The 23,224-nt window shown below is 68.9% G+C and carries 18 protein-coding genes and 1 tRNA gene; 11 read left to right on the top strand and 8 right to left on the bottom strand.

From position 1 onward, the window contains the following. Positions 1-329: 329 nt before the first annotated feature. A complete protein-coding gene (locus F6X51_RS23550; RefSeq protein ID WP_150966113.1) occupies positions 330-563 on the top strand; it encodes a hypothetical protein in 234 nt (77 codons plus the stop codon). A 136-nt stretch (positions 564-699) separates the two neighbouring features. Next, on the top strand, positions 700-2,004 hold the full coding sequence (tcuC, locus tag F6X51_RS23555; RefSeq protein WP_150966114.1) for an MFS transporter: 1,305 nt from the start codon (positions 700-702) through the stop codon (positions 2,002-2,004). 349 nt (positions 2,005-2,353) lie between these two features. On the opposite strand, the gene F6X51_RS23560 is transcribed toward tcuC, so the two are convergent. Further along, positions 2,354-3,004: a hypothetical protein gene (locus tag F6X51_RS23560; protein ID WP_150966115.1), complete on the bottom strand. Its 651-nt coding sequence runs from the start codon at positions 3,002-3,004 to the stop codon at positions 2,354-2,356. Between the two features lie 459 nt (positions 3,005-3,463). Here F6X51_RS23560 and F6X51_RS23565 point away from each other — a divergent pair, with 459 nt between their 5' ends. The 4 genes from F6X51_RS23565 to F6X51_RS23580 all read left to right on the top strand — a co-directional run bounded on the left by F6X51_RS23565 (position 3,464) and on the right by F6X51_RS23580 (position 7,332). Beyond that, complete coding sequence (locus F6X51_RS23565) at positions 3,464-4,312, top strand: Crp/Fnr family transcriptional regulator (RefSeq protein WP_150966116.1); 849 nt, start codon at positions 3,464-3,466, stop codon at positions 4,310-4,312. A gap of 209 nt (positions 4,313-4,521) precedes the next feature. Beyond that, positions 4,522-4,770: a ferredoxin gene (locus F6X51_RS23570; protein ID WP_150966117.1), complete on the top strand. Its 249-nt coding sequence runs from the start codon at positions 4,522-4,524 to the stop codon at positions 4,768-4,770. Continuing rightward, positions 4,767-6,047 carry an NAD(P)/FAD-dependent oxidoreductase gene (locus F6X51_RS23575; protein WP_150966118.1) on the top strand — a complete coding sequence of 427 codons (1,281 nt, stop codon included), beginning with the start codon at positions 4,767-4,769 and terminating at the stop codon, positions 6,045-6,047. The genes F6X51_RS23570 and F6X51_RS23575 overlap by 4 nt, the downstream gene beginning before the upstream one ends. Positions 6,048-6,093: 46 nt before the next feature. After that, the gene (locus tag F6X51_RS23580) at positions 6,094-7,332 is read left to right on the top strand and encodes a cytochrome P450 (protein ID WP_150966119.1); all 1,239 of its coding nucleotides are present in this window, start codon (positions 6,094-6,096) and stop codon (positions 7,330-7,332) included. A gap of 3 nt (positions 7,333-7,335) precedes the next feature. On the opposite strand, the gene F6X51_RS23585 is transcribed toward F6X51_RS23580, so the two are convergent. The 3 genes from F6X51_RS23585 to F6X51_RS23595 form a co-directional block, all read right to left on the bottom strand. Next, complete coding sequence (locus F6X51_RS23585; protein ID WP_150966120.1) at positions 7,336-10,509, bottom strand: multidrug efflux RND transporter permease subunit; 3,174 nt, start codon at positions 10,507-10,509, stop codon at positions 7,336-7,338. 76 nt (positions 10,510-10,585) lie between these two features. Beyond that, the gene (locus F6X51_RS23590; protein WP_407658669.1) at positions 10,586-11,851 is read right to left on the bottom strand and encodes an efflux RND transporter periplasmic adaptor subunit; all 1,266 of its coding nucleotides are present in this window, start codon (positions 11,849-11,851) and stop codon (positions 10,586-10,588) included. 338 nt (positions 11,852-12,189) lie between these two features. After that, the gene (locus F6X51_RS23595) at positions 12,190-12,609 is read right to left on the bottom strand and encodes a hypothetical protein (protein ID WP_150966121.1); all 420 of its coding nucleotides are present in this window, start codon (positions 12,607-12,609) and stop codon (positions 12,190-12,192) included. 364 nt (positions 12,610-12,973) lie between these two features. Between F6X51_RS23595 and F6X51_RS23600 the strand changes: the two genes are divergently transcribed. Then, positions 12,974-13,543, top strand: coding sequence for a L,D-transpeptidase (locus F6X51_RS23600; RefSeq protein ID WP_150966122.1), 570 nt, complete (start codon positions 12,974-12,976; stop codon positions 13,541-13,543). Between the two features lie 289 nt (positions 13,544-13,832). Then, positions 13,833-14,633: a TSUP family transporter gene (locus F6X51_RS23605; RefSeq protein ID WP_407658670.1), complete on the top strand. Its 801-nt coding sequence runs from the start codon at positions 13,833-13,835 to the stop codon at positions 14,631-14,633. 28 nt (positions 14,634-14,661) lie between these two features. Here F6X51_RS23605 and F6X51_RS23610 read toward each other — a convergent pair whose 3' ends face one another. Beyond that, on the bottom strand, positions 14,662-15,705 hold the full coding sequence (locus tag F6X51_RS23610; protein WP_150966123.1) for a MaoC family dehydratase: 1,044 nt from the start codon (positions 15,703-15,705) through the stop codon (positions 14,662-14,664). 84 nt (positions 15,706-15,789) lie between these two features. Further along, positions 15,790-16,092, bottom strand: coding sequence for a YggT family protein (locus F6X51_RS23615; protein ID WP_150966124.1), 303 nt, complete (start codon positions 16,090-16,092; stop codon positions 15,790-15,792). A gap of 115 nt (positions 16,093-16,207) precedes the next feature. Between F6X51_RS23615 and F6X51_RS23620 the strand changes: the two genes are divergently transcribed. Beyond that, positions 16,208-16,283, top strand: a tRNA-Ala gene (locus F6X51_RS23620). A gap of 162 nt (positions 16,284-16,445) precedes the next feature. Here the strand turns inward: F6X51_RS23620 and F6X51_RS23625 are convergent. After that, entirely contained in the window at positions 16,446-17,858 is a 1,413-nt protein-coding gene (locus F6X51_RS23625; RefSeq protein WP_150966125.1) for a hypothetical protein, read from the bottom strand. Between the two features lie 497 nt (positions 17,859-18,355). On the opposite strand from F6X51_RS23625, the gene F6X51_RS23630 reads away from it, so the two are divergent. Together F6X51_RS23630 and F6X51_RS23635 are read left to right on the top strand one after the other, a co-directional pair. Beyond that, positions 18,356-19,648 carry a hypothetical protein gene (locus F6X51_RS23630; RefSeq protein ID WP_150966126.1) on the top strand — a complete coding sequence of 431 codons (1,293 nt, stop codon included), beginning with the start codon at positions 18,356-18,358 and terminating at the stop codon, positions 19,646-19,648. A 7-nt stretch (positions 19,649-19,655) separates the two neighbouring features. Then, complete coding sequence (locus tag F6X51_RS23635) at positions 19,656-22,382, top strand: hypothetical protein (RefSeq protein WP_150966127.1); 2,727 nt, start codon at positions 19,656-19,658, stop codon at positions 22,380-22,382. Here F6X51_RS23635 and F6X51_RS23640 read toward each other — a convergent pair. Beyond that, positions 22,336-23,097 carry a hypothetical protein gene (locus F6X51_RS23640; protein ID WP_150966128.1) on the bottom strand — a complete coding sequence of 254 codons (762 nt, stop codon included), beginning with the start codon at positions 23,095-23,097 and terminating at the stop codon, positions 22,336-22,338. The genes F6X51_RS23635 and F6X51_RS23640 overlap by 47 nt on opposite strands. Positions 23,098-23,224 lie beyond the last annotated feature (127 nt).

Here is a 23,224-nt window from a genome sequence, read left to right on the forward strand (position 1 = left end):
GAGCGCCTCGTACAGCCGAACCCAGGCCCGGCAAATTTCGAGCCTCGGCGTGCAAAACCCAAGTCCCGGCAAGCTCGGACGACGAAAATGTCTGTGCGCGGTTGCGTCCTGTGCATGCGGGACTTGTTTCGCGGAGGAAGAACCCCAGTTATAACAGCACGATGACGCTGTTGCGCCTCGTTCCCGCGAGGGTCGCACGGGTCTGGTTCTCCGGCGGCGTGCCCCTCACGCGATCGGGAGCCGGCTCGCCGGACGCACCACGCGCAAGACCGCAACGCCTGCCGGGCCCCCCACCCGCGCACCCAGAACAATTCACGAGCCGTCCCTTCATGAATCAACTCGTCCGCATGTCTCAGATCGGCGACGCCGAGCAGGTCGCAGAGCCGTCCGCCGAACTGCGCGTGCCCTTCGCGCAGTCGGGCGCCTTCGTCTGCAAGTTCATCATCGGCGAGCCCAACGATCGGGCCGTCTGCTGCGGCGCGCCGGTCGCCGACGGCAAGAGCTGGTGCGCGTTCCACCGCCGCATCGTGTTCGAGCCGGCCCGGCCCGGACGAATCCGCTAAGATCCGGTCACAATCCCGGGATCGTCAGGATGTGAGCCTCGCCGGTCTGGACCGGCGGGGTTCTTGTCGTATGGTCACACGGATGAAGCCCTCGGCGTAATCCCGCGCATCGGGGCCCGATCTGCGAGTGACCCCCATGACCGACCTCGCGGGAACCCCGGCGCGCCGATCGCAGCTCGCCACGGTGCTGCGCGTCACGGGTGGCAACTTCCTGGAGATGTACGACTTTTTCGTCTTCGGCTACTACGCCGCGGCGATCGGTCGGGTGTTCTTCCCGAGCGAGAGCGAGGTCGCCTCGCTGATGTTCTCTCTCGCGACCTTCGGCGCCGCCTTCCTGATGCGGCCCCTCGGCGCGCTGGTCCTCGGCGCCTATATCGACCGGCACGGCCGCCGCTCCGGACTTCTCCTCACGCTGGCGCTGATGGCGATCGGCACCCTCTCGATCGCGATCGCGCCGGGCTACGGCAGCATCGGGGTCATCGCCCCCGTGATCGTGGTGCTGGGACGCCTCGTGCAGGGCTTCTCGGCCGGGGCCGAGCTCGGTGGCGTCTCGGTCTACCTCGCCGAGATGGCGACGCCCGGCAACAAGGGCTTCTACGTCGCGTGGCAATCGGCGAGCCAGCAGGTGGCGGTGATCTTCGCCGCAGCGCTGGGCCTCGCGCTGCAGAACAGCCTGACCCCGGCCGAGATGGACAGCTTCGGCTGGCGCATCCCGCTCCTGATCGGCTGCCTGATCATCCCGTTCCTGTTCGTCATCCGGCGCTCGCTGCAGGAAACGGAAGCGTTCCAGCACCGCAAGGCACCGGCCTCGCTCACGCAGATCTGGCGCACCATGCTGGCGAACTGGCGCATCGTGCTCATCGGCATGATGCTGGTCACGATGACGACGGTGTCGTTCTACCTGATCACCGTCTACACGCCGACCTTCGGCCGCCAGGCGCTCCGTCTCGGCGCCGTCGACGTCCTCATCGTCACGGTCTGCGTCGGCGTGTCGAACCTGTTCTGGCTGCCCGTGATGGGCGCGCTCTCCGACCGGGTCGGCCGGCGCCCGCTGCTGATCCTGTTCACGGCCCTCGCCCTGCTCACCGCCTATCCGGCGATCTCCTGGCTCGCCTCGGCGCCCAGCTTCGGGCGGCTCCTCGGCGTCGAGCTCTGGCTGTCCTTTCTCTACGCCAGCTACAATGGCGCCATGGTGGTGCACCTGACCGAGATCATGCCGCCGGAGGTCCGCAGCGCCGGATTCTCGCTGGCCTACAGCCTCGCCACCGCGATCTTCGGCGGGTTCACCCCGGTGATCTGCACCGGCCTGATCGAGTGGACCGGCAACCCGGCGATGCCGGGCCTCTGGCTCTCGGTCGCCGCACTGATCGGGCTCACCGCATCCTGGCTCGCGCGCGGGGAGGCGGTGCCGATTCCGGCGCGGGCGGCCGCGGCCGAGTGAGGGCGCTCGGAACGCCGCGGCCGTCGCCTGTCGCGTTCTCCCCACGGGAGGTCGCCGAGCGGGGATGGCCAGGTCGGGACGACGCGGATCACGCCATCGAGGTGAGCGAGGCGCCCGCGGGCGCACGCGTTCCGGCCATCAGCGCGTTGCGAGACGCCCGGAACAAATCGGCGATGACGCCGCGCGCGAAGCCATGCCTGACACCCAGGGCAGGCGGATGCCCGGTCCGCCCGCCCACCGTTATGGCACGCGCCGCTCCGTAACAATCACCCGAAGACTCGCCCTGGTTCGGGAATCGCCCTGGTTCGGCAGTGGCCGAGGACCGAGCGGCCTGAGTGCCAACCCCGGTTCACTCCTCCTCGTCCGGCGCCTCGTAGGGCCGGTAGGTGCGCAGGCTGCGCCCATCCGGGAATTGTACCGACCGGCTGTGGACGACGATGTAGCCGGCCCGCTGAGCCGCCTCGATCCGGCGCGCCCGATCATCGGCCAAGGTGTAGCCGTAGACCGGACGCGCGAAGATGCCGGCCGGGTACGCGCCCGGGTAAGGCGCGGCATAGCGGCCGGGCAGGGCCGTGGCCGCGTAGGCTCCCGACCGCGGCGCGGCGGAGGCGCGCGCGCGGGTCGGGTGGAGGGTCGACATCGTGACGCGCCGGCTCGGCTGGCGGCTCGCCTGACGGCTCGCTTGACGGTTCTCCTGGCGACGCACCGCGCGGCTCCGCGGACGAGCCTCGGCCGTCACCGTCCGCCGGCTGGTCCGGCGCGCGCCGCGGGACCGCGGCGCGGTCTCGGCACGCACGACCGGCGTCTCGGCGGCGGACGGACGGTCCGGTGCCGGGGCCGCAGGATTCGTGCTGCCGCGGACCGGTGGATCGGTCCAGGGCCGCGCGGCCTGGGGCGTGGAATTCGACGGGTTGGAATCCTGGGCACGGCTCGCCGGAATACCGAGGGCGAGACCCAGGACGAGGACGGCGCCGAGGCCGCTGCGCGCTCCGATCAGCATGACGCTCTCCCGGCAGTTCGATGCAGCGCGATCCCCGCTCGGCGGGATCGCGGCTGCCTTCGCACAAGCGTAACCGAGCGGACCCCGGGCGTCCACAAATCTCAGGAGCCTGGGAACGGCAGCGGACCGGATGGGCGTCCGAACGCAGCCCAGGGTGGAGTCTTCGCCCTGGAACCGACACTATGCCCATCTTTTCGCGAGCGGCCTGATGTACAAACGCAAACGTTCGCGCATGAAAAAGTACTAGAAATCAAGCTTGAATCATTAGTACCATCATATGTTATTGGCGTAACGCCCGACCTGCGCCGAAATCGCACGCTGAGGAAGAGCAGGGAGATCGGCAACCACCCGCGGGCTGCACAGGCTGAACTGCAGGGGCTCCGATCGACTGGCCACGCGTGCTCTGTGGATGCTTTCGAGCATCCGATGCGTGCCTGTGGGGACGGGAGTCACAGTGAGATGAACGAGACCAACATCAGGTTGTGCATCCCGGAGGTGAGCGCTACGCTCCTGAACGGTGCCGCACTGGTCGCTCCGCGGGACGTGCCGGGCGTCGCGCACCGGCCTCCGCCGGGGAGCAACGGCCTCCTGGATGCACTTCTGCGCGGCGCGCCGCCGAGCTGGGCCGAGGAACTCGAAGCCGTCACGATGACGGCGGGCGAGACGCTGGTCCAGACGGGCGCCACCCCGGCCTACGTCACCTTCCCGACGGGCGGCCTCGTCTCGGTCCTCGTGCGCAGCGGCCCCGCGGCCAATGCCGAGGTCGAGGTGGCGATGGTCGGCCGCCATGATCTCGTCGGAGCCTCAGCGCTCCTCGGAACCGATCCGGCCTCCCACCGGGCCGTCGTCCAGGTCGGCGCGCCGGCCTACCGGGTTTCGGCCGCCGCGATCCGGCGCTTGATGGAATCCTGCCCCCCGGCCCGGGCCCTGCTTCTGCGCTACGTGCGCATGAGCCTCGAAGAGGCCTATCAGATCGCCGCCTGCAACAGCCGCCACTCCCTCGAGAAGCGCCTGTGCCGGTGGCTGCTCCAGGCCCACCAGCGCCTCGAGAGCGACACCCTCCCGTTCACCCACGATCATATCGCGCAGATGCTCGGGGTGCGGCGGGCGAGCGTCACGGTGGCCCTCCACATCATCGAGGGCGAGCGCCTGATCCGCTCGACGCGGGGCCGCGTCGATCTGCTCGACCGCGCCCGCCTGCAGAACGCCGCCTGCGATTGCTGCGGCGCCATCGCGCATAACCGCCGGGTGCTGAGCCTCGACGGCGGACTGGAACGGGCCGCGGCCCCCTCCTGCACGCCCTGCTGAGCGCACGCGGGAGCGGGCGTCCTCTCGGGAGAGGCGCCCGTCCGCGCGATGCGCAACGTACCTGATCATCGCCGGGCCCGCTCCGGGCTTGGGCGACGATCGGGCGCGCCGCGTGCGCGCCCCGCGGCGCTGCCGACCCTGAGACGGCCCCAGCATTCGCCGCAGGGGGAGCGCGGGAACTGTCGGGGCCGCTCGGGCTTTCCGCAACCATGCCCGAGCCCGACCGCCAAGCTGCCCCGGATTCCCGCCCGCTCCGGGTCCTCGTCGATCTCAATCGCTGCCAAGCCTACGCCCAGTGCTGCTACGCGGCGCCCGCGCATTTCACGATCGAGGGCCGGGAAGCGCTGTTCTACGATCCTGCACCCTTGGCGGAGGCTCGCGCCGACATCGAGCGCGCCCGCATCTCGTGCCCGGTTCAGGCAATCCGCGTCGAGGATCCGGAACGGGGCGTGCTGTGAGCGCATCGGTGGTCGCGGAGCGCGCCGTGGTGGTCGGCGCGGGGCTCGCGGGCCTGCGCGGCGCCGAGGCCCTGCGGAGGGCCGGGTTCACAGGGTCCCTCACCCTCGTCGGGGCCGAGGCGCACCGGCCCTACGACCGGCCGCCGCTGTCGAAGCATGTCCTCACCGGCGCGGTCGCGGCGGACGCCACGACCCTGCCGAGCTTCCTGCCGCTCGAGGCGGAGTGGCGTCTCGGCACGGCCGTGACCGGCCTCGATCGCCGGAACGGCCGGGTCCGCCTCGCCGACGGATCGAGCCTCGCCTTCGACCGCCTCCTGATCGCGACGGGTACCCGGGCCCGCGCCTGGCCGAACCCGCACGAGGGCCGGCTCGCGGGGGTCCACAGCATCCGGAGCCGCGAGGACGCGACGGCGCTCCGCACAGCGCTCGCGGCCGGTCCGCGGCGCGTCCTCGTCATCGGCGGTGGCTTCATCGGCTGCGAGATGGCCTCGGCCTGCCGGACCCTCGGTATCCCGGTCACGCTGGTCGAACCGTCCACTGCGCCGTTGGCGCGGGTGCTCGGCACTCACATGGGCGACGTGATCGGCGCCCTGCACACCGCGCGCGGCGTGGAGATGCGCTGCGGCACCGAGGTCGAATGGCTTGAGGATGACGGCAGAGGGCGCGTCGTCCGCGCGCATCTGTCGGGCGGAGATCGGATCGAGGCCGACCTCGTGGTCGTCGCCCTCGGCGCGGTGCGCAACACCGAGTGGCTCGCCGGTTCCGGGCTGAGCGCCGACGCGGGCGGCCTCGATTGCGACGCGGACGGGTACGCCCTCGATACGGAGGGGCGAGTCGACGCCCGGGTCGCCGCGGCGGGGGATGTCGCGCGCTTTCCCCATCCACTCTACGACGGCCGCCGCGTCGCCCTGGAGCATTGGAGCCACGCGGTCGCGCAGGCGGAGCATGCCGGGCGCCTGCTCGCCGACAGGAAAGCCTGTTCGCACTATGCCGCGGTCCCGACCTTCTGGTCGACCCAGCACGGGATCAACATCAAGTCGGTGGGCCTCACGGAGGGCGCGGACGGCCTCGTGATCGCGCAAGGGTCGCCGAAGGAGGGCCGCTTCCTGGCGGTCTACGGGCGCGAGGGGCGCTGCATCGCCGCGCTCTCGGTCGATTGCGCCCGATGGCTTCCGGCCTACGCGGCGCAGGTCGCGGCCCGCGCGCCCTTCCCGCCGATCCACGGGGCCATCGATCAGCCGGAGCACCGCCCGGTGCTCCCGCCGGGCTTTTCTTAAGACCGTCCCCGCCCTCTCACCGCTGCTCCCCCGCCCGAGGATCTCGATGGCCGACGCAACGCTCCTCGACCAGGTCAAGGACAGGAAGAACCGGGCGGACCCGTACCCGCTCTTCGCGCGCCTGCGCGAGACGCCGGTCTCACGCCAGCACGACGGAACCTACGTGGCGGCGACCCATGCGGCCGTCGCGAGCCTGCTCTACGACCCCAGGATCAGTTCCGAGACCCTGCCGCCCTCGAAGCGTCCGCTCACCGGCAATCCCTTCACCGATTGGGTGGTGAAACCGATCCGCCAGCACATCACGGACACGCACCGGCCCTTCATTTTCCGCGATCCGCCGGACCACGACGTCCTGCGCGGGGCGGTGATGCACCAGTTCACCCGCGAGCGGGTGCAGGCCATGCGCAAGCGCTCCGACCGGCTGGTGGCCGACCTCCTCAACGAGAAGTGCGGCGCGCGCGAGATCGACATCGTGGACGACCTGGCCTACCCGCTTCCCGTGACGGTGATCTGCGAACTCTTCGGCGTGCCCCGCGAGGACGAGCCGAAATTCCACGGCTGGGCGACGCAGCTCGCCACCGCCCTCGAGCCGGACAGCCTCGACGACGACGCAGTCCGGGCCAAGAACAGCCGCTGCTTCGACGAGATCTCCGCCTACATGGCCGGCCTGATCCGGGACAAGCGCCGCCATCCGGGGGACGACATGCTCTCGGGTCTCGCCAACGAATCGGCGCCGGGCATCGGCAGGATGGGCGATTACGACCTCGTTGCCACGTCGATCCTGATGCTGGTCGCGGGCCACGAGACCACCGTGAACCTCATCACCAACAGCATGCTGACGCTGATGCGCCACCCGGAGGCGCTGGAGCGCCTGCGGGCCGAGCCCGGCTGGGCGCCCCGGGTGCTGGAGGAGGTGCAGCGCTTCGATCCGCCGGTGCAGTTCCGGACCCGCAAGGCCCTCGCCGATCTCGCGATCGAGGGGACGACCATCCCCGAGGGCGCCCCGGTCGTGCTGCTCTTCGCCGCCGCCGGGCGCGATCCGCAGGCCTATGCCGATCCGGACCGCTTCGACCCGGACCGGCACGACAACCGGCATTTCGGCTTCGGCGGCAGCCTGCATTACTGCGTCGGCGCGCCGCTCGCCCGGTTCGAGACCGAAGCCGCCCTCGCGGCGCTTGCCGGGCGATTGCAGAACCCGCGCCTCGCCGAGGACCCGCCCTACCGGCCGGGCGCGGCCTTGCGCGGGCCGCAGCATCTGCGGCTCGCCATCGACGGGATCGCCTAGAGCCTATTCCGCCGCGACCCCATGGTGCCCCTCGGGCGCCTTGTCCGCCCCCGGCTCCGCCTCGCTCTTCAGGCCGGCCTCGACCTTCTTGCGCTTGAACAGGCGCATCACGACGACGAAGAAGACCGGCACGAAGAACACGGCCAGGACGGTGGCGGAGATCATGCCCCCCATCACGCCCGTGCCGATCGCCTGCTGGCTCTTCGAGGCCGCCCCGCTCGCGATCGCGAGCGGCACCACGCCGAAGATGAAGGCGAGGGAGGTCATCACGATCGGGCGGAACCGCAGGGTCGCGGCCTGCACCGTCGCGTCGATGATCGAGGTTCCGGGCTTCCACAGGTCCTTGGCGAATTCCACGATCAGGATCGCGTTCTTGGCCGACAGGCCGATGATCGTGATCAGGCCGATCTTGAAGTAGACGTCGTTCGGCATGCCGCGCAGGTACACCGCCGCCACCGATCCGATGACCCCGAGGGGGATCACCAGCAGCACCGAGAACGGGATCGACCAGCTCTCGTAGAGCGCCGCGAGGCACAGGAACACGATCAGGACCGAGAGCGCGAGCAGCAGCGAGGCCTGGCTCCCGGCCTGCTTCTCCTGCAGCGACTGGCCGGTCCAGGTGTGGCCGAAGCCCTTGGGCAGCTGCGTCATCAGCCGTTCCATCTCGGCGATCGCGTCGCCCGACGTGTAGCCGGGGTTCGGCTCGCCGGTGATGCGCACCGTCTGGTAGCCGTTGAAGCCGACGATCTGGGTCGGCCCCACGCTCCATTTCAGGTCGGCGAAGGAGGACATCGGCACCATCGTGCCCTGCGCGTTCTTGACGCCGTAATTCAGGATGTCGGCGGTCTTCAGGCGCTGCAGCTGCTCCGACTGCACGATCACGCGCTGCATCTTGCCCCGGTTCGGGAAATCGTTGGTGTAGACCGAGCCGAGATTGACCTGGATCGTGTCGTTGATGTCCTCGAAGCTGACACCGAGGGCGGCGGCCTTCTCGCGGTCGATGACGAGCTCGGCCTCCGGGGCCGGGGGCAGGCCCTCGATCTTCACCTTCTGCAGGACCGGACTGCGCCGGGCGAGGGAGAGAAGCTGCTCCTGGGCGGCGAGGAGCGCCGAGTAGCCCCTCTGGGCCCGGTCCTGCAGGCGGAAGCTGAAGCCGGCCGCGTTGCCGAGGTTGTCCACCGGCGGCGGCTCCTGGGCATCGAAGGTCGCGTCGCGATAATCGGCGAGCGCCTTGTTGGTGCCGGCCACGAGCTTGGCCGCCGAGTTCTCCGCGTCGCGCTCGCCCCAGGGCTTCAGCGTCACGAAGGCCTGCGAGGTCATCTGCCCCTGGCCCGAGAACGAGAAGCCGTTGACGATCGTGACCGTGGCGACGCCGGGCTGCGCCAGCAGATGGTCCTCGAGCTTCTTCACGGCCGCGAGCGTCCGGTTGAAGGAGGAGCCCGGCGGCGTCTGGACGTCGACGGTGAAGAAGCCCTGGTCCTCCACGGGCAGGAAGCCCTCCGGCATCCGCACGAAGGCGTAGGCCACGCCGATGACGAGGACGAGATAGACCAGCATCACGCGGCCGGACTTGGCGATGAAGTGCGAGACCCCGCGGCCGTAGCGGGCGGTCTCGCGGTCGACGAAGCGGTTGAACCAGCCGAAGACGCCGCCCTTGGCGTGGGCGTGCCCCTTCTCGACGGGTTTCAGCAGCGTGGCGCAGAGCGCGGGGGTCAGCGACAGCGCCAGGAAGGCCGAGAAGGCGATCGAGGTCACCATCGCGATCGAGAACTGGCGGTAGATGATGCCGACCGAGCCGGGGAAGAACGCCATCGGGATGAACACCGCGATCAGCACCAGCGTGATGCCGATGATCGCGCCGGTGATCTGGCTCATGGCCTTCTTGGTCGCCTCCCGGGGCGAGAGGCCCTCCTCGTTCATGATGCGCTCGACATTCTCGACGACCACGATGGCATCGTCGACGAGGATGCCGATGGCCAGCACCATGCCGAACATCGTCAGCACGTTCACCGAGAAGCCCGCGAGCAGCATCACCGTGACGGTGCCCATCAGGGCGATCGGCACGACGATCGTCGGGATCAGGGTGTAGCGGATGTTCTGCAGGAACAGGAACATCACCAGGAAGACGAGCACCACCGCCTCGACGAGGGTATGCAGCACCTTCTCGATCGAGGCCTCGACCGCCGGCGTGATGTCGTAGGGGATGTCCCATTTCAGGTTGTCGGGGAAGAACCGGGACAGCTCCTCCATCTTGGCCCGGATCGCCTTGGCGGTCTGCAGCGCATTGCCGTCGGGGGCGAGCGTCACCGAGATGCCCGCCGCCTCGCCGCCGTTCAGGCGGGTGGTGAACTTGTAATCCTCGCCGCCGAGCTCGATCCGGGCGATGTCGCGCAGGCGCACGTTCGAGCCGTCGGGGTTCGCCCTGAGCACGACGGCGCCGAAGGACTCGGGCGCCGTCATCTGGCCCTTCACGATGATCGGGAAGTTGACCGGGTTGCTCGAGGGGCTCGGCTGGGCGCCGACCGCGCCGGAGGCGATCTGGACGTTCTGATTCTGGATCGCCTTCGTCACGTCGGAGGCGTTCAGCGAGAGACCCCGCAGCTTGTCGGGGTCGATCCAGACGCGCAGGGAGCGCTCGGTCGAGTAGAGCGTCGCGCGTCCGACGCCCGGGATGCGGCGGATCTCGTTGATGACGTTGCGGATCAGGAAGTCGCCGAGGCCGACCTCGTCCATCGAGCCGTCGGTGGACACGAGGGTGATGATGTTGAGCGTCGCCGCGGAGGCTTCCTCCACGAGGATGCCCTGCTGGCGCACCTCCGCGGGCAGGCGCGCCTCGACGCGCTTGAGGCGGTTCTGCACCTCGACGCCCGCGTAGCCCGGATCCGTCCCGGGCTGGAAGCTCGCGGTGATCTCCACGACCCCGAAGGAATCGCTGGCCGATTCGAAGCTCTGGATGTTGGCCGCGCCGTTCAGCTCGTCCTCGATGAGGCGCGTCGTGCCCGTGTAGAGATTCTCCACGGAGGCGCCCGGATAGGCGGTGGAGAGCGCGATCGAGGGCGGCGCGATGATCGGGTATTGCGCGACGGGCAATTGCGGGATCGAGAGCGCGCCGCCGAGGCAGATGAACAGGGCGACGACCCAGGCGAAGATCGGCCGGTCGATGAAGAAGCGAGCCATGCGGGAGTTCTTGTGACCTCGGAGCACTGCGGGCGCCGCGCACCGGACGGGGGCGCGGCGGGCGTCGACGGGGGTTTTAGCGGTTCTTGCCCGCCTGCGCGGCGGCCTGCGCGGCCGCCTCAGCCTCGGCATCGGCGTCGCGCGGCTTCAGCTCGGCCTGATCGGCCGGGGGGCTGAGATCGAGGGGCTTCACCTGCATGCCGGCGGAGATCTTCTGGAAGCCCTCCACCACGACGCGCTCGCCGGGCTTGAGGCCGTCGCGGATCAGCCAGTTCTGGCCGACGACCGGACCGACCTCGACGGGCTGGAGCATCACCTTGTCGTCGGCCTTGACGACCCAGACCTCGGACTTGCCGTCATTCGTGCGCTGGATCGCCTGCTGCGGCACCGCGATGGCGTCCGAGTCGATGCCCTGCTTGATCCGCGCCCGGACATACATGCCGGGGAACAGCTCGTCGTGCGGGTTCGGGAACTGCACCCGCAAGGTCACCTGGCCGGTGCTCGGATCGGCTGTGACGTCCGAGAACAGGAGGCGGCCGGCGAGGGGGTAGAGCGCGCCGTCGTCCATGATCAGGTGGACGTTCGCGGTGTCGTTCTCGAGCCGCGAGAGCTCGCCGCTGGCGAGATCCCGGCGCAGCTTGTTCAATTCGCCGACCGACTGGGTGATGTCCACGTAGATCGGATCGAGCTGCTGGATCGTGGCGAGGACCCCCGTGGTACCGGACTCGATCAGGGTTCCCTCCGTGAGGAGCGCGCGGCCGATGCGGCCCGAGATCGGCGCCCGCACGTCGGTCCAGCTGAGGTTGAGCCTGGCCCTGTCGCGGGTCGCCTTGGCGCCGGCCACCTCGGCCTCCGCCTGCTTCCTGCCCGCGTAGGCGGTGTCGTACTGCGCCTGGCTCGCGGTCTGCCGGGTGAGCAGCGTCTCGAGGCGCTCGGCCTGCTGGTTCGCCAGCACGAGGGCGGCCTCCTGGCGGGCCAGGGCCGCCTCGGCGCTGGCGAGCTCGACCTCGTAGGGCGCCGGGTCGATCTTGTAGAGGATGTCGCCCTCCTTGACCTGGCTGCCCTGCTCGAACAGGCGCTTGACCACGAGACCCGAGACCCGGGAGCGCACCTCGGCGATGCGCATCGGCGCGACGCGGCCGGGCAGGTCGCGGACGTAGGGAATCGGCTGCGGCGCCACCGTCACCACGCTCACCTCGGGCGGCGGCGCGGGGATCGGTGCCGCAGCCTGCTGCTTCTGATTGCAAGCCGAGAGGGCGACGAGCACCGCACCGGCGGTCAGGGAGACCGGCCAGGTGAGCGCGGCCCTGGGCCAGCGGACGGGGTTGCGGGAAGACGTCACGATCAATTCGCTCCTGAGACACACGATACGGTGTGGACGGCCGGCCTTCTTTTCGGGACCGGACGGATCCGTTTTACAGCTCCGGCCGGGCCGGGCCGGCCCGCCCTGCGGGATCGGACGACCATGGCATGCGCCGGACCATGGACGCCCCGCGCGCGATCCGGAGGCGTTCAAGAGGCGGGAGAACACCGCACGCGCCATGGGACGATCGCATGACGCGGCACGGGTCCACCGGAGGCCAGTCTATCGGGAAAACCTGAGCGATCCCGTGACATCCGCGTATTTTCGCCGCCATGAGCCTCACGTCCCCGCGAGAGCCGGGGAGCCGCGGAGGTGGTTCAGCCGATGCGCTTGGGTGGCCGCTCGAGAAGACGCACGCTCGCGGACGGCACAGCTCCGTCGGCGCTCGGCGGAAAGCCGGACAACGCGGGCAGGCGGTGGCAGCGCGGCGGATCGGGCGCGAGCCGGCGATCGTCGGCGGGCGGGTCGTCCGCGTCGACGGAGGCCAGGAGTGCTGCGTGACGCCCACCCAGGAGGCTCAGGGTCGCGGAGGTTGCAACCGCCACGTTGGTGATGCCGGCCTCGGCGCGGCGCGGCATCAGCTCCGCGAAACGGTCGTCAGGCAGACCAACGAGAACGAGGATGAGGAGCGCCAGAAGGCCAGCCAGGATGCCGGCACGACCCGGACGAACCGAGCCTGACGCAGGTCGGCGGGCAACCCCGCGGCGCAGCCGATCTATGGCAAAACTGGCGATCACATCGGGACATTAGGTGCAGTGCGGCAGCGACCGCAATCACCTGCGACATCCTGACCGCGGCCAAATGGCAACACGTGTTGGAACCATTTTCCCGGTAAGGCGCGACCGGAGCATCATTTTCCGCCGATCGCGCATCCATCGCGCATCCTGGGCGCCCGGCGCAGGCCCGTTCAAGGCGCGCCCTGTCAAGGGGTCGTTGCGCATTTCCCACAAAGGGGCACGGACCGTACCGGCCGGGTTGACCCGTCCGGACGGCGCCGCCAAGCCTGGAACGGACGAGTCGGACAGCGCCGCCCCCAGCCCTCGACGGACAGGTTCCGCCGCGGGCCGCGGTCCCGTCCGACGCCCCAGGAGGACACGATCCATGACGAGGCGTCGCTCTCTCGCGGCCGCCGCGCTTGCGGCTTTCACCCTGACCGTCGGCACCGCCGAGGCTGCGAACCCGTTCGACAGCGGCCCCATCGCCGACTTCATGAACATCTTCCGCACCCAGGCCATCCCGCGCGAGACGGTGGCCTGGACGGGCTCGGAGAAGCCCGGAACCATCGTGGTCTCGACGAGCCAGCGCCGGCTCTACTACGTGCTCGGGCGCGGCGCGGCGATCCGCTACGGCGTCGGTGTCGGCCGGCAGGGATTCTCCTGGTCGGGTCAGAAGACCGTGACCATGAAGAAGGAATGGCCGGCCTGGCGCCCGCCGGCGCAGATGCTCGCCCGCCGGCCGGACCTGCCGCGCTACATGGCGGGCGGCCAGGACAACCCGCTCGGCGCCCGCGCCCTCTATCTGGGCTCGTCGCTCTACCGGATTCACGGCTCGAACGAGCCCGAGACCATGGGAGCGGCGGTCTCCTCCGGCTGCATCCGCATGACGAACAAGGACGTGGTCGACCTCTACGATCGAGCCCGCATCGGCACGGTCGTGATCGTGCGCAACTGACCCGTCGGCCCGTCCCTCGGGAGGGGGCGCGGCGCGAGACGATGGCGGACGCGGCCTGCCCATCGAAGGACGAGGCTCGCTCTCCCGCCCTCCATCCGGATCCGCGCCGGCCGGCTCGTCGCGCCCCTCGTTCCCCCTCGCGGCGACGCGGTCCTGTCCCTTCAGCGAGCCGCCGGCTCCCGGCGGCCGAGGCCGCTCATGATCCGAGGCCGCCTCATGCCACCGGTCGCCGCGGCACGGTCCTGGCAGATCTGAGCATGCACCCAGAGCGTCCGGCGAGGTCCGCGTGATCGGCGGGATCGAACTCAGCCTGATCGTCACCCTGTTCGGGGTCGCGGTGGCGGCGGGCTGCGTCGACGCCATCGCGGGCGGCGGCGGCCTGATCACGATGCCGTCGCTGATCCTGGCGGGCCTCGATCCCGTGAGCGCCATCGCGACGAACAAGCTGCAGGGCAGCGCGGGGGCCTGCTCGGCCACCTACGCGTTCGCCCGGCGCGGCCTGATCCGCTGGCCGGAGGCAAGGCCGATCGCCCTCGTGGCGGGCCTCGCCTCGATCCTCGGCGCGCTCTGCGTCAGCCTGCTGCCGCGCGCCGTGCTCGATGCGGGGGTGCCGGTCCTCCTCGTCGCGATCGCGCTCTACTTCGCCACCGCCAAGCGCATGAGCAACGAGGACGCCGCCGCCCGCATGAGCGCGGGCCTGTTCGCCGTCACCGTCGCGCCGGCGGTCGGCTTCTACGACGGCGTGTTCGGCCCCGGCGCGGGGGCCTTCTACATGGTGGGCTTCGTCACCCTGCTGGGGCTCGGCGTGGTGCGGGCGACCGCCCATACCAAGCTCGCCAATGCGGCGAGCAATCTCGGCAGCCTCGCCCTGTTCGCGGCGTCCGGGCATGTCCTGTGGCCGATCGGCATCGCCATGGCGGTCGGCGCGTTTCTCGGCGCCCAGCTCGGCTCGGTCCTGGCGATGCGCCTGGGCGCGCGCCTGATCCGTCCGCTCCTCGTCACCATCGCCTGCGGAATGGCGCTGCGCCTGTTATCGGACCCGGCCAACCCCTTGCGGCAGGCAGTTCTCGGCTACTTCGCGGCCGGGTGAGCGCGCCGCGCCGGGACGCCGCTCCCCGTCATTTCGGCATGAAGGCCCAGTAGTCGAGGTCGAGGATCACCGCGGGGTCGTAGCCCTCGCCCTGCTTGTCGGGAAAGGTGCCGCAGGGCTGGTTCTTGGTCGCCACCGTGCGCAGGCGCAGCAGGCCGACATCGTCGCGGCCCGCATCGGCCGTCTCCAGCACCTCGCTCCAGGCATAGACCGTGTCGCCGGCAAAGAGCGGGCCGACATGGCGCCCGGCATTGATCCCGGCGATCGAGAAGGCGTTGGCGAGCCCGTTGAAGCTGAGGCAGCGCGCCAGCGAGATGACGTGACCGCCGTAGATGAGGCGGCGGCCGAAGCGCGTGTCCTTGGTGGCGAAGGCGTCGAAATGCACCTTGGCGGTGTTCTGGAAGAGGCGCGTGGCGATCTGGTGCTCGGCCTCCTCCACCGTCATGCCGTCGACGTGGTCGATCCGCTCGCCGACCTGATAATCGCCGAAGCGGTGCGGGCTGCCGGCGAGGTCGGGGTCGTAGGCGGACGCGTCGATCCGGGGCAGGGCCCCGGCGAGGTCGGCGGGCGCCACGACCTTGGCGAGGCTCGGCACGTGCTCCTGCTCAATCCTGGCCTCGGGGTCGCGCTTGCGCACGAGCACCCAGCGGCAATAGCTCAGCACGGTCTCGCCCGCGGCGTCCGACCCGACGGAGCGGACGTAGACGACGCCGGTCTGGCGGTTGGAGCTCTCCTTGAGGCCGATCACCTCGGAGACGGTCGAGAGCGTCTCGCCCGGATAGACTGGCCGCCGGAACCCGCCCTCGGCGTAGCCGAGATTGGCGAGCGCGTTGAGCGAGATGTCCGGAACGGTCTTGCCGAACACCACGTGGAAGGTCAGCAGATCGTCGAGGGGGCTCTGCGGGTATCCGATGGCCCGCGCGAAGGCGTCGGAGGATTGCACGGCAAAGCGCGGCCCGTAGAGCGCGGTGTAGAGCGCCACGTCGCCGGTCGTGACCGTGCGGGGCGTGGCGTGGCGGATGGTCTCGCCGAGGCGGAAATCCTCGAAGAAGCGGCCGGGATTGGTCTTCATGGGCGCGGGTCGTCTCGTGCTTCGGGGATCGTCTGGCTCGGGAACGGAACGCGCCAGGGCTCGCGGCCCTGCGCCGCCCCGGCCTCAGCGGGTGTAGACGTAGGTCTGGGCCGGCACGAACTCGTGCAGCAGCCGGCTGACGAACAGCAGCAGCAGGATCAGGATGATCGGCGAGATGTCGACGCCCCCGAGATTGGGCAGCAGGTTGCGGATCGGGCGCAGCACCGGCTCGGTGATCCGGTAGAGCACTTCGCCGATCTGGGCGACGATCGGATTGCGCACGTTCACCACGTTGAAGGCCACGAGCCAGCTCAGGACCGCGCTGGCGATGAGGACGTAGATGAAGAGCTGAACAACGGTGTCGAAGAGCCAGATGAAGGCATTCATGCGCGGATCTGATGTCCTCGTCGGCCCATGCCGGATCCGCGCGGACGCGCGTCGGCAGCGGGATTCGGGAATTGACAGGCTGAGGGGCCTAAGCCTACAAGGCCGGCGCCTCGACGGGGCTGTAGCTCAGATGGGAGAGCGCCGCAATCGCACTGCGGAGGTCAGGGGTTCGAATCCCCTCAGCTCCACCAGGACCTTCAACAAGCAAAATCATTGTTTGTTATGAAGGAGTTGGTGGCCACGCTGGGTTTCCTGCGTACCCCTGAACGTACCCCAATTCCGTACCCGGGACCTGTGGAATATTTCGTGGCCTCCCGTCGCCAGTAGCAAGGGGTGCCCCCGGCCCTCCATGGCTACCGGCCGCGGACGATGGCCCGGAAGGCGTCATCGTCCTTGAAGTCCTCGAGGTCGTTCTCGGTCGGATCGCCTTGCTCCGCTTTCGGGTCGAGGAGCCGGCGGAGAAGCTTCCTCGGCGTGCTCGTCGGCTCCGGTGACAGCTCGACCGCCCGTTCAACGGACGCGAGGGCCGCCTCGCGGGCTTGTCGCAGGCTCGCCTCATCCGCGGCGCCCTCGCGGAGCCAGCGGTGCTTCTGCCCGTACGCGCAGGCCCGCCAGACATGGACCATCGGGTCTTTGCCCGCCTCGGAGTGGCCGGCCAACGCGTCGGCGAGGGGTTCGGCGCGTCGGAACCCTTCCGGGACCGGCAGGTAGAGCGCGAGCAACAGTTCCTGGCGCTTGATGCGCCAGTTGTTGGGTGCCTTCTCGCGCGCCTCCCCCAAGGTCTCGACGGCGCCGCGGCGGTCGCCCCGGAGCGCTCGGATTTCGGCGATTCGCCGCAGGATGCGCGGATCGCTTGGCGCGAGGGCGTTGGCGCGCCGCAACGAGGTCTCGGCGGCCTCCAGGTTGCCCGCGCGCGCCTGGGCCGCTCCCCAGGCAGCGAACTCCTCAGGGCGGCGAAGGTCATCGAACCCGACCCGGAGGATCTCTCGATCGGCCGGCACCGGCTCGACCGCGCTCTTCACCCAACCGATGCGTGCGGACATGGCGGTCGCGACCGTCGCACCGTCGCCGGAGGTGATCCATGCCTTGTTCGCTGCCTCCACCAAGAGCAGCGGCAACGCGGACTTCTCCTGCATCCCCTCCGTGGCGAACAACATCAGCGTGATCCGGGTCCTGGTCTGGAGATAGAAGAAGAGGAATCCCAGCAGGAAGGAAGCAAGCCCGATCGACAGGACCACCATGTCGGCACCCGCCCCGCTGGCAAGTCCCTGTGAGGCAACGTGGGACGCCCCCTCCCTGACCGCATCGGTGACCTTGCCGGCGTTCACCAATCCCAAACCGACGAGGATCTTGGTGATCCAGTCGGAAATCTCCTCCAGGTTGGAGTTCGCCTGCAGCGGCTTGGTAAGACGCGCGCCGTCCGCCCGACCCGCACGGTTCGCGACCGCCTCGCCGGACGGCTGCGGGTCCGAGGGGTTTCCCGCCGGCGCATCACGAGCGAGCAATCGCGGGATCCCGAAGAGAAATCCCGCGAGACCCCCGAGCAGGGCGCTTGCGAGGGCGACGGCGCCGATGATCATGGCCGGGACCAGCACCGAGGCCCCGGCCGGAGTCACTCCGATCGAATATCCGACGACGAGAAGCAGGATGGCGATCGAGACAGCGGCAGCCGCTCGCTCGACGCGCGACAGGTTTCGCTCCAGCTCTGCGACGAGACTCGCTTCAGGCCTCCGTGTGCTCGAACCCAGGTCGGCTTGCCCGCTCATCGTCCCCCCCTTTCAGTGCTCAGGCTGAGCCGCTCGTGTGTAAGCTTGTCGCTGCGGCCGGGTATGCCGGGATGTGGACGGATCTGTGCGTCCGGTCCCCAGCGACATCCGCATATGTGGCGGGCATGTCATCGACGAGGTGCCAGGCGAGGGAATCTACGAATCGTGGGAATCCCACTGGCGCACAGGAGAGGTGCCTATGCATGCCCGTCTGGAGGGTATGCCGGGTGGCTACGAATGCCTGGAAGTGCGGATCGCCTGTCGTGGAATTGAGGCACATGGCTTGGTCATTCCGCCTTCAGGTCGGGATCGTATCGGGTCCTATGTCCGAGGCGAACCCAGTGCGGGGCGAATGGTACGGCTCGAGCCATCGCGGCAAGCCAGATTTGCGCTCCGCGCGATGATGTTGGATAGGCCCGCGGAACCCAACGGCCACGGCTTGGCTTGATGGCGCGACGGTCAGGCATCGCGCGGGCGAGGAGAGGGCGAGAGGCGCGGTGCAGGCAACATCGCAGTGGGTGGGCAATCGGCATGTTTGGCCGGTCGACCGTGCGGGCCGGCCCTTCAGAGCCTTCACCGTCGAGCCGGGTGCCTACCTGCCCGTCCAGCACGGCGATGTCTTCCGGGCCGCTCTTCTTGCCCTGTTCGGGCATAATCCAAGCGAGACTACCGGCAGGATCGCCCGCTCGCCGGCGATCGCCTTCGACTTGGTGACCTTCCCGGAAGCCTTCCTGCCCACGGACGACCTCGTGTCACTCATGCCGGCGATAGCCCGGGCATCCGGTTCGCTCGGCTGCATTCATGTCGGCCTGCGCCCATCGGTCGAGAACAGCCACCTCTTCACGGCCATCGAGGTGAGACGTCTGCTCAAGGCGTTGAGCCAAGTCCCGGCCCTGGTGAGAAGCGACCTCGCGGCGTTCAAACGCTGGTTTCGGGCGAGGCACTCGCCTGCGCCGCTGAACCTCGGTTGCGTAATAGCAAGGGACGCGGACGACGCACTACGGGTTTGCCTCCATCCGAAGGCGGTGCGCTCACGCTTCGAGGTCGACGTGCTAGCCGAGAACCACATGGCCGAGGGCTCACTCCTCAGCGTGATCACCCTGCGCCCACGCGACAAGCGGCTACCCTCTTTGACGCTTCAGCCGATCCTGTGCTCCGATGCGCTGGACCTGCAGACCGATCGGCCCGACGCGGCCCCCCTCGTCGCCCTCAACAGGGAGGCCAGCGTTCTCGGGGAGGATCCGCCGGATCACGTCGACGTCGTGACGCTCGCCACCTGCACGCCGCAACCATCCCTTGACGTCCACAAAGGCGGACGGCGGAACTGGCACCCAGAATTCCGGCAAGCCTTCATTCGCGCCGCCTCCTCGGGTGGATTCGAGCGGCACCATCGATCGGTGTTCGTCGTCGCGAATTTCCTCGACGTGCTAGGCTCCGCCGGAGGCCTGTCCGGCCTGTCCGGCCTGTTCCAGCCGACGGCCGCAGCCATTGCGCATCCGAATTTCGTGTGGACGCAGGCCTACGGGCGACCGGACCAGCCCAGGGGCGCCGAGCGAGCCTGGAGATATGCGGGCGAGGATGGCAGCATGCCACTTGGTTGGAGAACCGACGGCTTCTTCGCGGCCCTCCAGCCCCATTCTACCGGCGATGGCGTCGCCAGGATGTTCGGCTTCACCCTGCCACGTTTGCCGCGGGAGTTGACACCATGGACGATGCCGGGCGGCCTGACCGAGTGCAGGCTCCTGACGGGCAGGGTCGAGAACGGCCGCATCGTGTTCAGGAAGGCATGAGACCGAAGTGAGCTCATCCGGCAAAGACCAGAGGGCGCGTCATTTCGCCAGCAACTGCCTGGCCTGGGCGGTCGTGCGGCATTTCCTCGACGCCAGCCTGCTGCGCGAGCTCGCGGAGACCGCCGTTGGCTCAGTCGGCGGTGGCGAGGTCTCCCTCGACAGGTTGTTCGAGGAGGTCGTCCCCAGCGGGCCAGCCGAGCTGGGCACCTGGATCCTCCGCCCGAAGCGGGTCAGCTCCGGGCGCGACAGGGACCTGCAGGCATGCGTCCTCGCCCTCGTGCGCACCGGCGGAACCATGTCGGGGCAGGTCAGCGGTCGCGATGCTGCAGAGAGGTCCGATAGCCTCTCCCCGCGGGACCTGTGGGTCGCGATCGAATTGGGCGGCGCGGACCTCGGACGGCGATGGTCCGCCGATACCCTGGATTGCATCGCGTCCCAGCCGAGCTTCCGGGCACTGCTCGAGGCGATGCGCAGGGCGGGCGAAGGCCGCGACGCGGAGTTCCCTCAGGCGGTCTCAGCGCTCGACGCACTATCCGAGGTCGATCAGCCGCTTCGAGCGGTCATCGTCAAACACATCGGCGACCTCTTCGCATCGGCGGATGATTGGATCCGCGCGCGCTACTTCTACGCCCAAGCATGCCACATCCCATCCGAATCCGTCGGCGAGTGCTGGAGCGGGTTTGTGTCGACATTCCGCGGGATCCTCGAGCAATCCATCGCCGCTGCCGAGGCAAAGACGCTCGGCGCCCGCGAGGCGAGCGTGCGATTGCGCGAGATCGCCTCGCTAGGTCTGGCGCACGAGCCGCTCAGGGCGATCAACGCCGCTCCGGACTCGTTGGCACTCACCCTTAAGGCCGGGGACGACCGGTCCGGGTTGGTGGACAACCGGGGTGTCGTGGTGGAACCACCCCTGCTCGGCCCGACCCACTCGGTCTCGCGGGCGGTCCTGGCAGCATCGAGCCGCAACCACCTCCACCACGCGCAGCTGATGTTCTGGGAGACACTCAGGCGCCAGATCGCCTTGGGTGTCGTTGCGGCGAGCGATGGCACGCGGGCCCAATTCGGCAAGTTCCTTATCGGCAGCACCGACGCCCCCTCCGGCAGCGGCCGCCCCGCATTCCATGCCGGAACACGACTGCTCATTGAGGGAGGCGATGCCATCGTTGCCGAACAGGTCGACTGGCCTCGGCCCGCCGTTGAGGCGTACCTCGATGACGGGGCCCTGGACCTAGCCCTGTCGACAAGCCGGGGCGTTCCCGGGGCCGCCGAGGACCGGGAGGCGGTCCTGGTCGTCGTCCTCGAGAAATGGCTCGATCTGATCCCACCGGACAGAACCGGCCTCGCACGGGCGATCCTCGGCCATCTCCTCTCACGGGCGAGAGGCGGGGAGGGAGGCTCGGCGGCCGCCCGTCGAACCGCGAACAAGAGCCGGGAGGCATTGGCCGGGCTGGCGCTCCGGCGTCCCGAGTTCCGAAAGCTCGCGGCTTCTGACGTGGTCCCTCTCATCACTGCTGCAATGCGTTCGGGTTTCGGCATCCATGACGGTCACACCCTCTTCGGCGTGGCCCTAGCGTTCGCGAGCGCGTTCGACCCGGATGCGCTTCGGGATGTCGTACGTGCCGTCCTCGATGCATTCGACCGCCTCACGCCGGAAGCAAGCGCATGGGTGATCGTTCGCCCGGCGGTGCAACTGCTCGTATCGAAGGACACCAAGGAAGCAGCACGGCACGATGCGACGCTGCGTCGCCGCATCGCCGAGATGGTGCTCCGTTTCGGCCTCGGGCAAGAATCCGAAGCCGCGACCCTCATCTTTGCGCTCCGGGATTTCGACCCACCGCTCCTGAACGAGCCGGAAGTCGTGACGAGGCTTCGCCCAGCGATCGAAGACCTTCGCGAGGTAGCAACGAACATTCGGCGAAGTGATGTCGTCGACAAGATCGTCGCGCTTCTCCTGGCACCAGCCGCATCGGGCAGGTCCGGAGTGCAGGATGCATTGTCCGGATTGCGGGAAGTCATTCGCTCATCCGCCACCGCCCAGCCAAGCATTGCCATCTCGCAGGCCTACGAACCTCTCATTCTCCTGGCAGCGGAGAAGGAGACCCTGGCAGCCGGACTCTCGCTCGACGAAGAGGAATTCGAGACCTGGCTGGCACCGCTTTTTCAGGATGCCCTGGACTTCTGGCGCCGGCTCCTGGAGCGCCCTTCCGTCCTCGCCCCCTTTTCGATCGGGGTTCCGCGTGCGGCCGAGCCGGTCCCAGCGACGGTCCACAACTGGGCTTACGCCTGTGAGATGCTGGCAGCGAGTCTCGGGCGAACCGAGGACATGATCTCGGCGCTCCATCTCGCGGCTTCGAACCCACTCTTGCGAGACGGTATCGAGCTAGCGCTCCTCACCCGCGCCCTCGCGCGGGACACCCCCGAAATCGATGTCGAGAGTATCCGCAGCGAGAGCCGCCTGGTCTTCTACGGTGCGCTGGGCGACAGAATGGCACATCTCGACGAACTGCCCCCGGGCAAGGCCTCCGAACTCGTCGACCGGCTCCTCGAACGCTGTCTAGTCCTGGGACCGCACGGCCTCGACGCGGCCATCCTCGTCACCGCCGCCAAACTGGGAAGCTCCATCCCGGCCGGGACGCGCGACGATTACCTACAGCGTGCGCAAGCTGACCGGGACCTGCGGCAATCCCTCACCCCGCTCCTGGAAAAGCTATCGGACAGACCGGTGCCGCGTTGATCTGACGACGGGCAGCGACCGCCCGTGCCAAGTCGATGAAGCCTCGATCCTGACGCTTCGGACGATCCCCACGTGGCGATCCAGCCCAGCCTGAAGTGAGCGCCGCGTCGATCTTTGTGCGATAGGCCGGATCCCCGCCCCCATTGTAGGCGACCGCGCCATCGACGAGCCGAGAGCAGGACAGATCGCGACACTGGAACGTCCTGTCGCCGGCGGTCGTGTTCGTTCGATGGATGAGATAGATCGCCCCCCAAAGATAGCTGTGCATGGGCGAGAAGCCGGGATCCCGATGTCCTGCTTTCGCCTCGGCGAGCTTGCCAAGCGCCGCAGCATCCGGGAAGCCGGCGCTCCCTTCCGCCGCCGCGGCGACCTGATTGGCCCACACCGCGCTCAGGCCTTGCCCCCGGATCAAGCGGGAGCATGTCCCGGACTGACCGGTCAGTTCCTTCCACCAAGCGTCCCTCGGATTCCCACACTGAATGGGATCCCGTGCCGGCTGATTGGCACCTGCGGTCCCATGACGGCTCTCCACGAACGACACCGCCCGCAGCATCGCGAGCAAGCGCGCCTTGCCGGTGGACGTCAGTGGTGTGTCGTCCGCTCCCATGCCGCAACCCAGATAGTCGTTGACGAAGTTGAGGGCCGCCTCGGCGACAGCCTGCTGCGCCCTCCACAGCTCGGCCTCGCTCCTTGCAGCAGTCTTGGCGGGAGACATAGCAACGTCCTGAGAGTTGATCGGGCCGGAACGTGCGACAAAACGGATGGGTCACTCCGGGCGCCATGTAGCGACGGCCATATTGAGTAGTTTTCGCATGTCGGCAATTGTCAAGTCTCCGCCGGCG

This window comes from Methylobacterium planeticum (assembly GCF_008806345.1).
Classification (GTDB): Bacteria; Pseudomonadota; Alphaproteobacteria; order Rhizobiales; family Beijerinckiaceae; genus Methylobacterium; species Methylobacterium planeticum.

What these genes read in the sequence shown, in the direction of transcription:
- F6X51_RS23550 (WP_150966113.1), top strand. Translation starts at nt 330, where the DNA reads ATGAATCAACTCGTCCGCATGTCTCAGATCGGCGACGCCGAGCAGGTC.
- tcuC (WP_150966114.1), top strand. Translation starts at nt 700, where the DNA reads ATGACCGACCTCGCGGGAACCCCGGCGCGCCGATCGCAGCTCGCCACG.
- F6X51_RS23560 (WP_150966115.1), bottom strand. Translation starts at nt 3,004, where the DNA reads ATGCTGATCGGAGCGCGCAGCGGCCTCGGCGCCGTCCTCGTCCTGGGT.
- F6X51_RS23565 (WP_150966116.1), top strand. Translation starts at nt 3,464, where the DNA reads ATGAACGAGACCAACATCAGGTTGTGCATCCCGGAGGTGAGCGCTACG.
- F6X51_RS23570 (WP_150966117.1), top strand. Translation starts at nt 4,522, where the DNA reads ATGCCCGAGCCCGACCGCCAAGCTGCCCCGGATTCCCGCCCGCTCCGG.
- F6X51_RS23580 (WP_150966119.1), top strand. Translation starts at nt 6,094, where the DNA reads ATGGCCGACGCAACGCTCCTCGACCAGGTCAAGGACAGGAAGAACCGG.
- F6X51_RS23585 (WP_150966120.1), bottom strand. Translation starts at nt 10,509, where the DNA reads ATGGCTCGCTTCTTCATCGACCGGCCGATCTTCGCCTGGGTCGTCGCC.
- F6X51_RS23600 (WP_150966122.1), top strand. Translation starts at nt 12,974, where the DNA reads ATGACGAGGCGTCGCTCTCTCGCGGCCGCCGCGCTTGCGGCTTTCACC.
- F6X51_RS23610 (WP_150966123.1), bottom strand. Translation starts at nt 15,705, where the DNA reads ATGAAGACCAATCCCGGCCGCTTCTTCGAGGATTTCCGCCTCGGCGAG.
- F6X51_RS23615 (WP_150966124.1), bottom strand. Translation starts at nt 16,092, where the DNA reads ATGAATGCCTTCATCTGGCTCTTCGACACCGTTGTTCAGCTCTTCATC.
- F6X51_RS23625 (WP_150966125.1), bottom strand. Translation starts at nt 17,858, where the DNA reads ATGAGCGGGCAAGCCGACCTGGGTTCGAGCACACGGAGGCCTGAAGCG.
- F6X51_RS23640 (WP_150966128.1), bottom strand. Translation starts at nt 23,097, where the DNA reads ATGTCTCCCGCCAAGACTGCTGCAAGGAGCGAGGCCGAGCTGTGGAGG.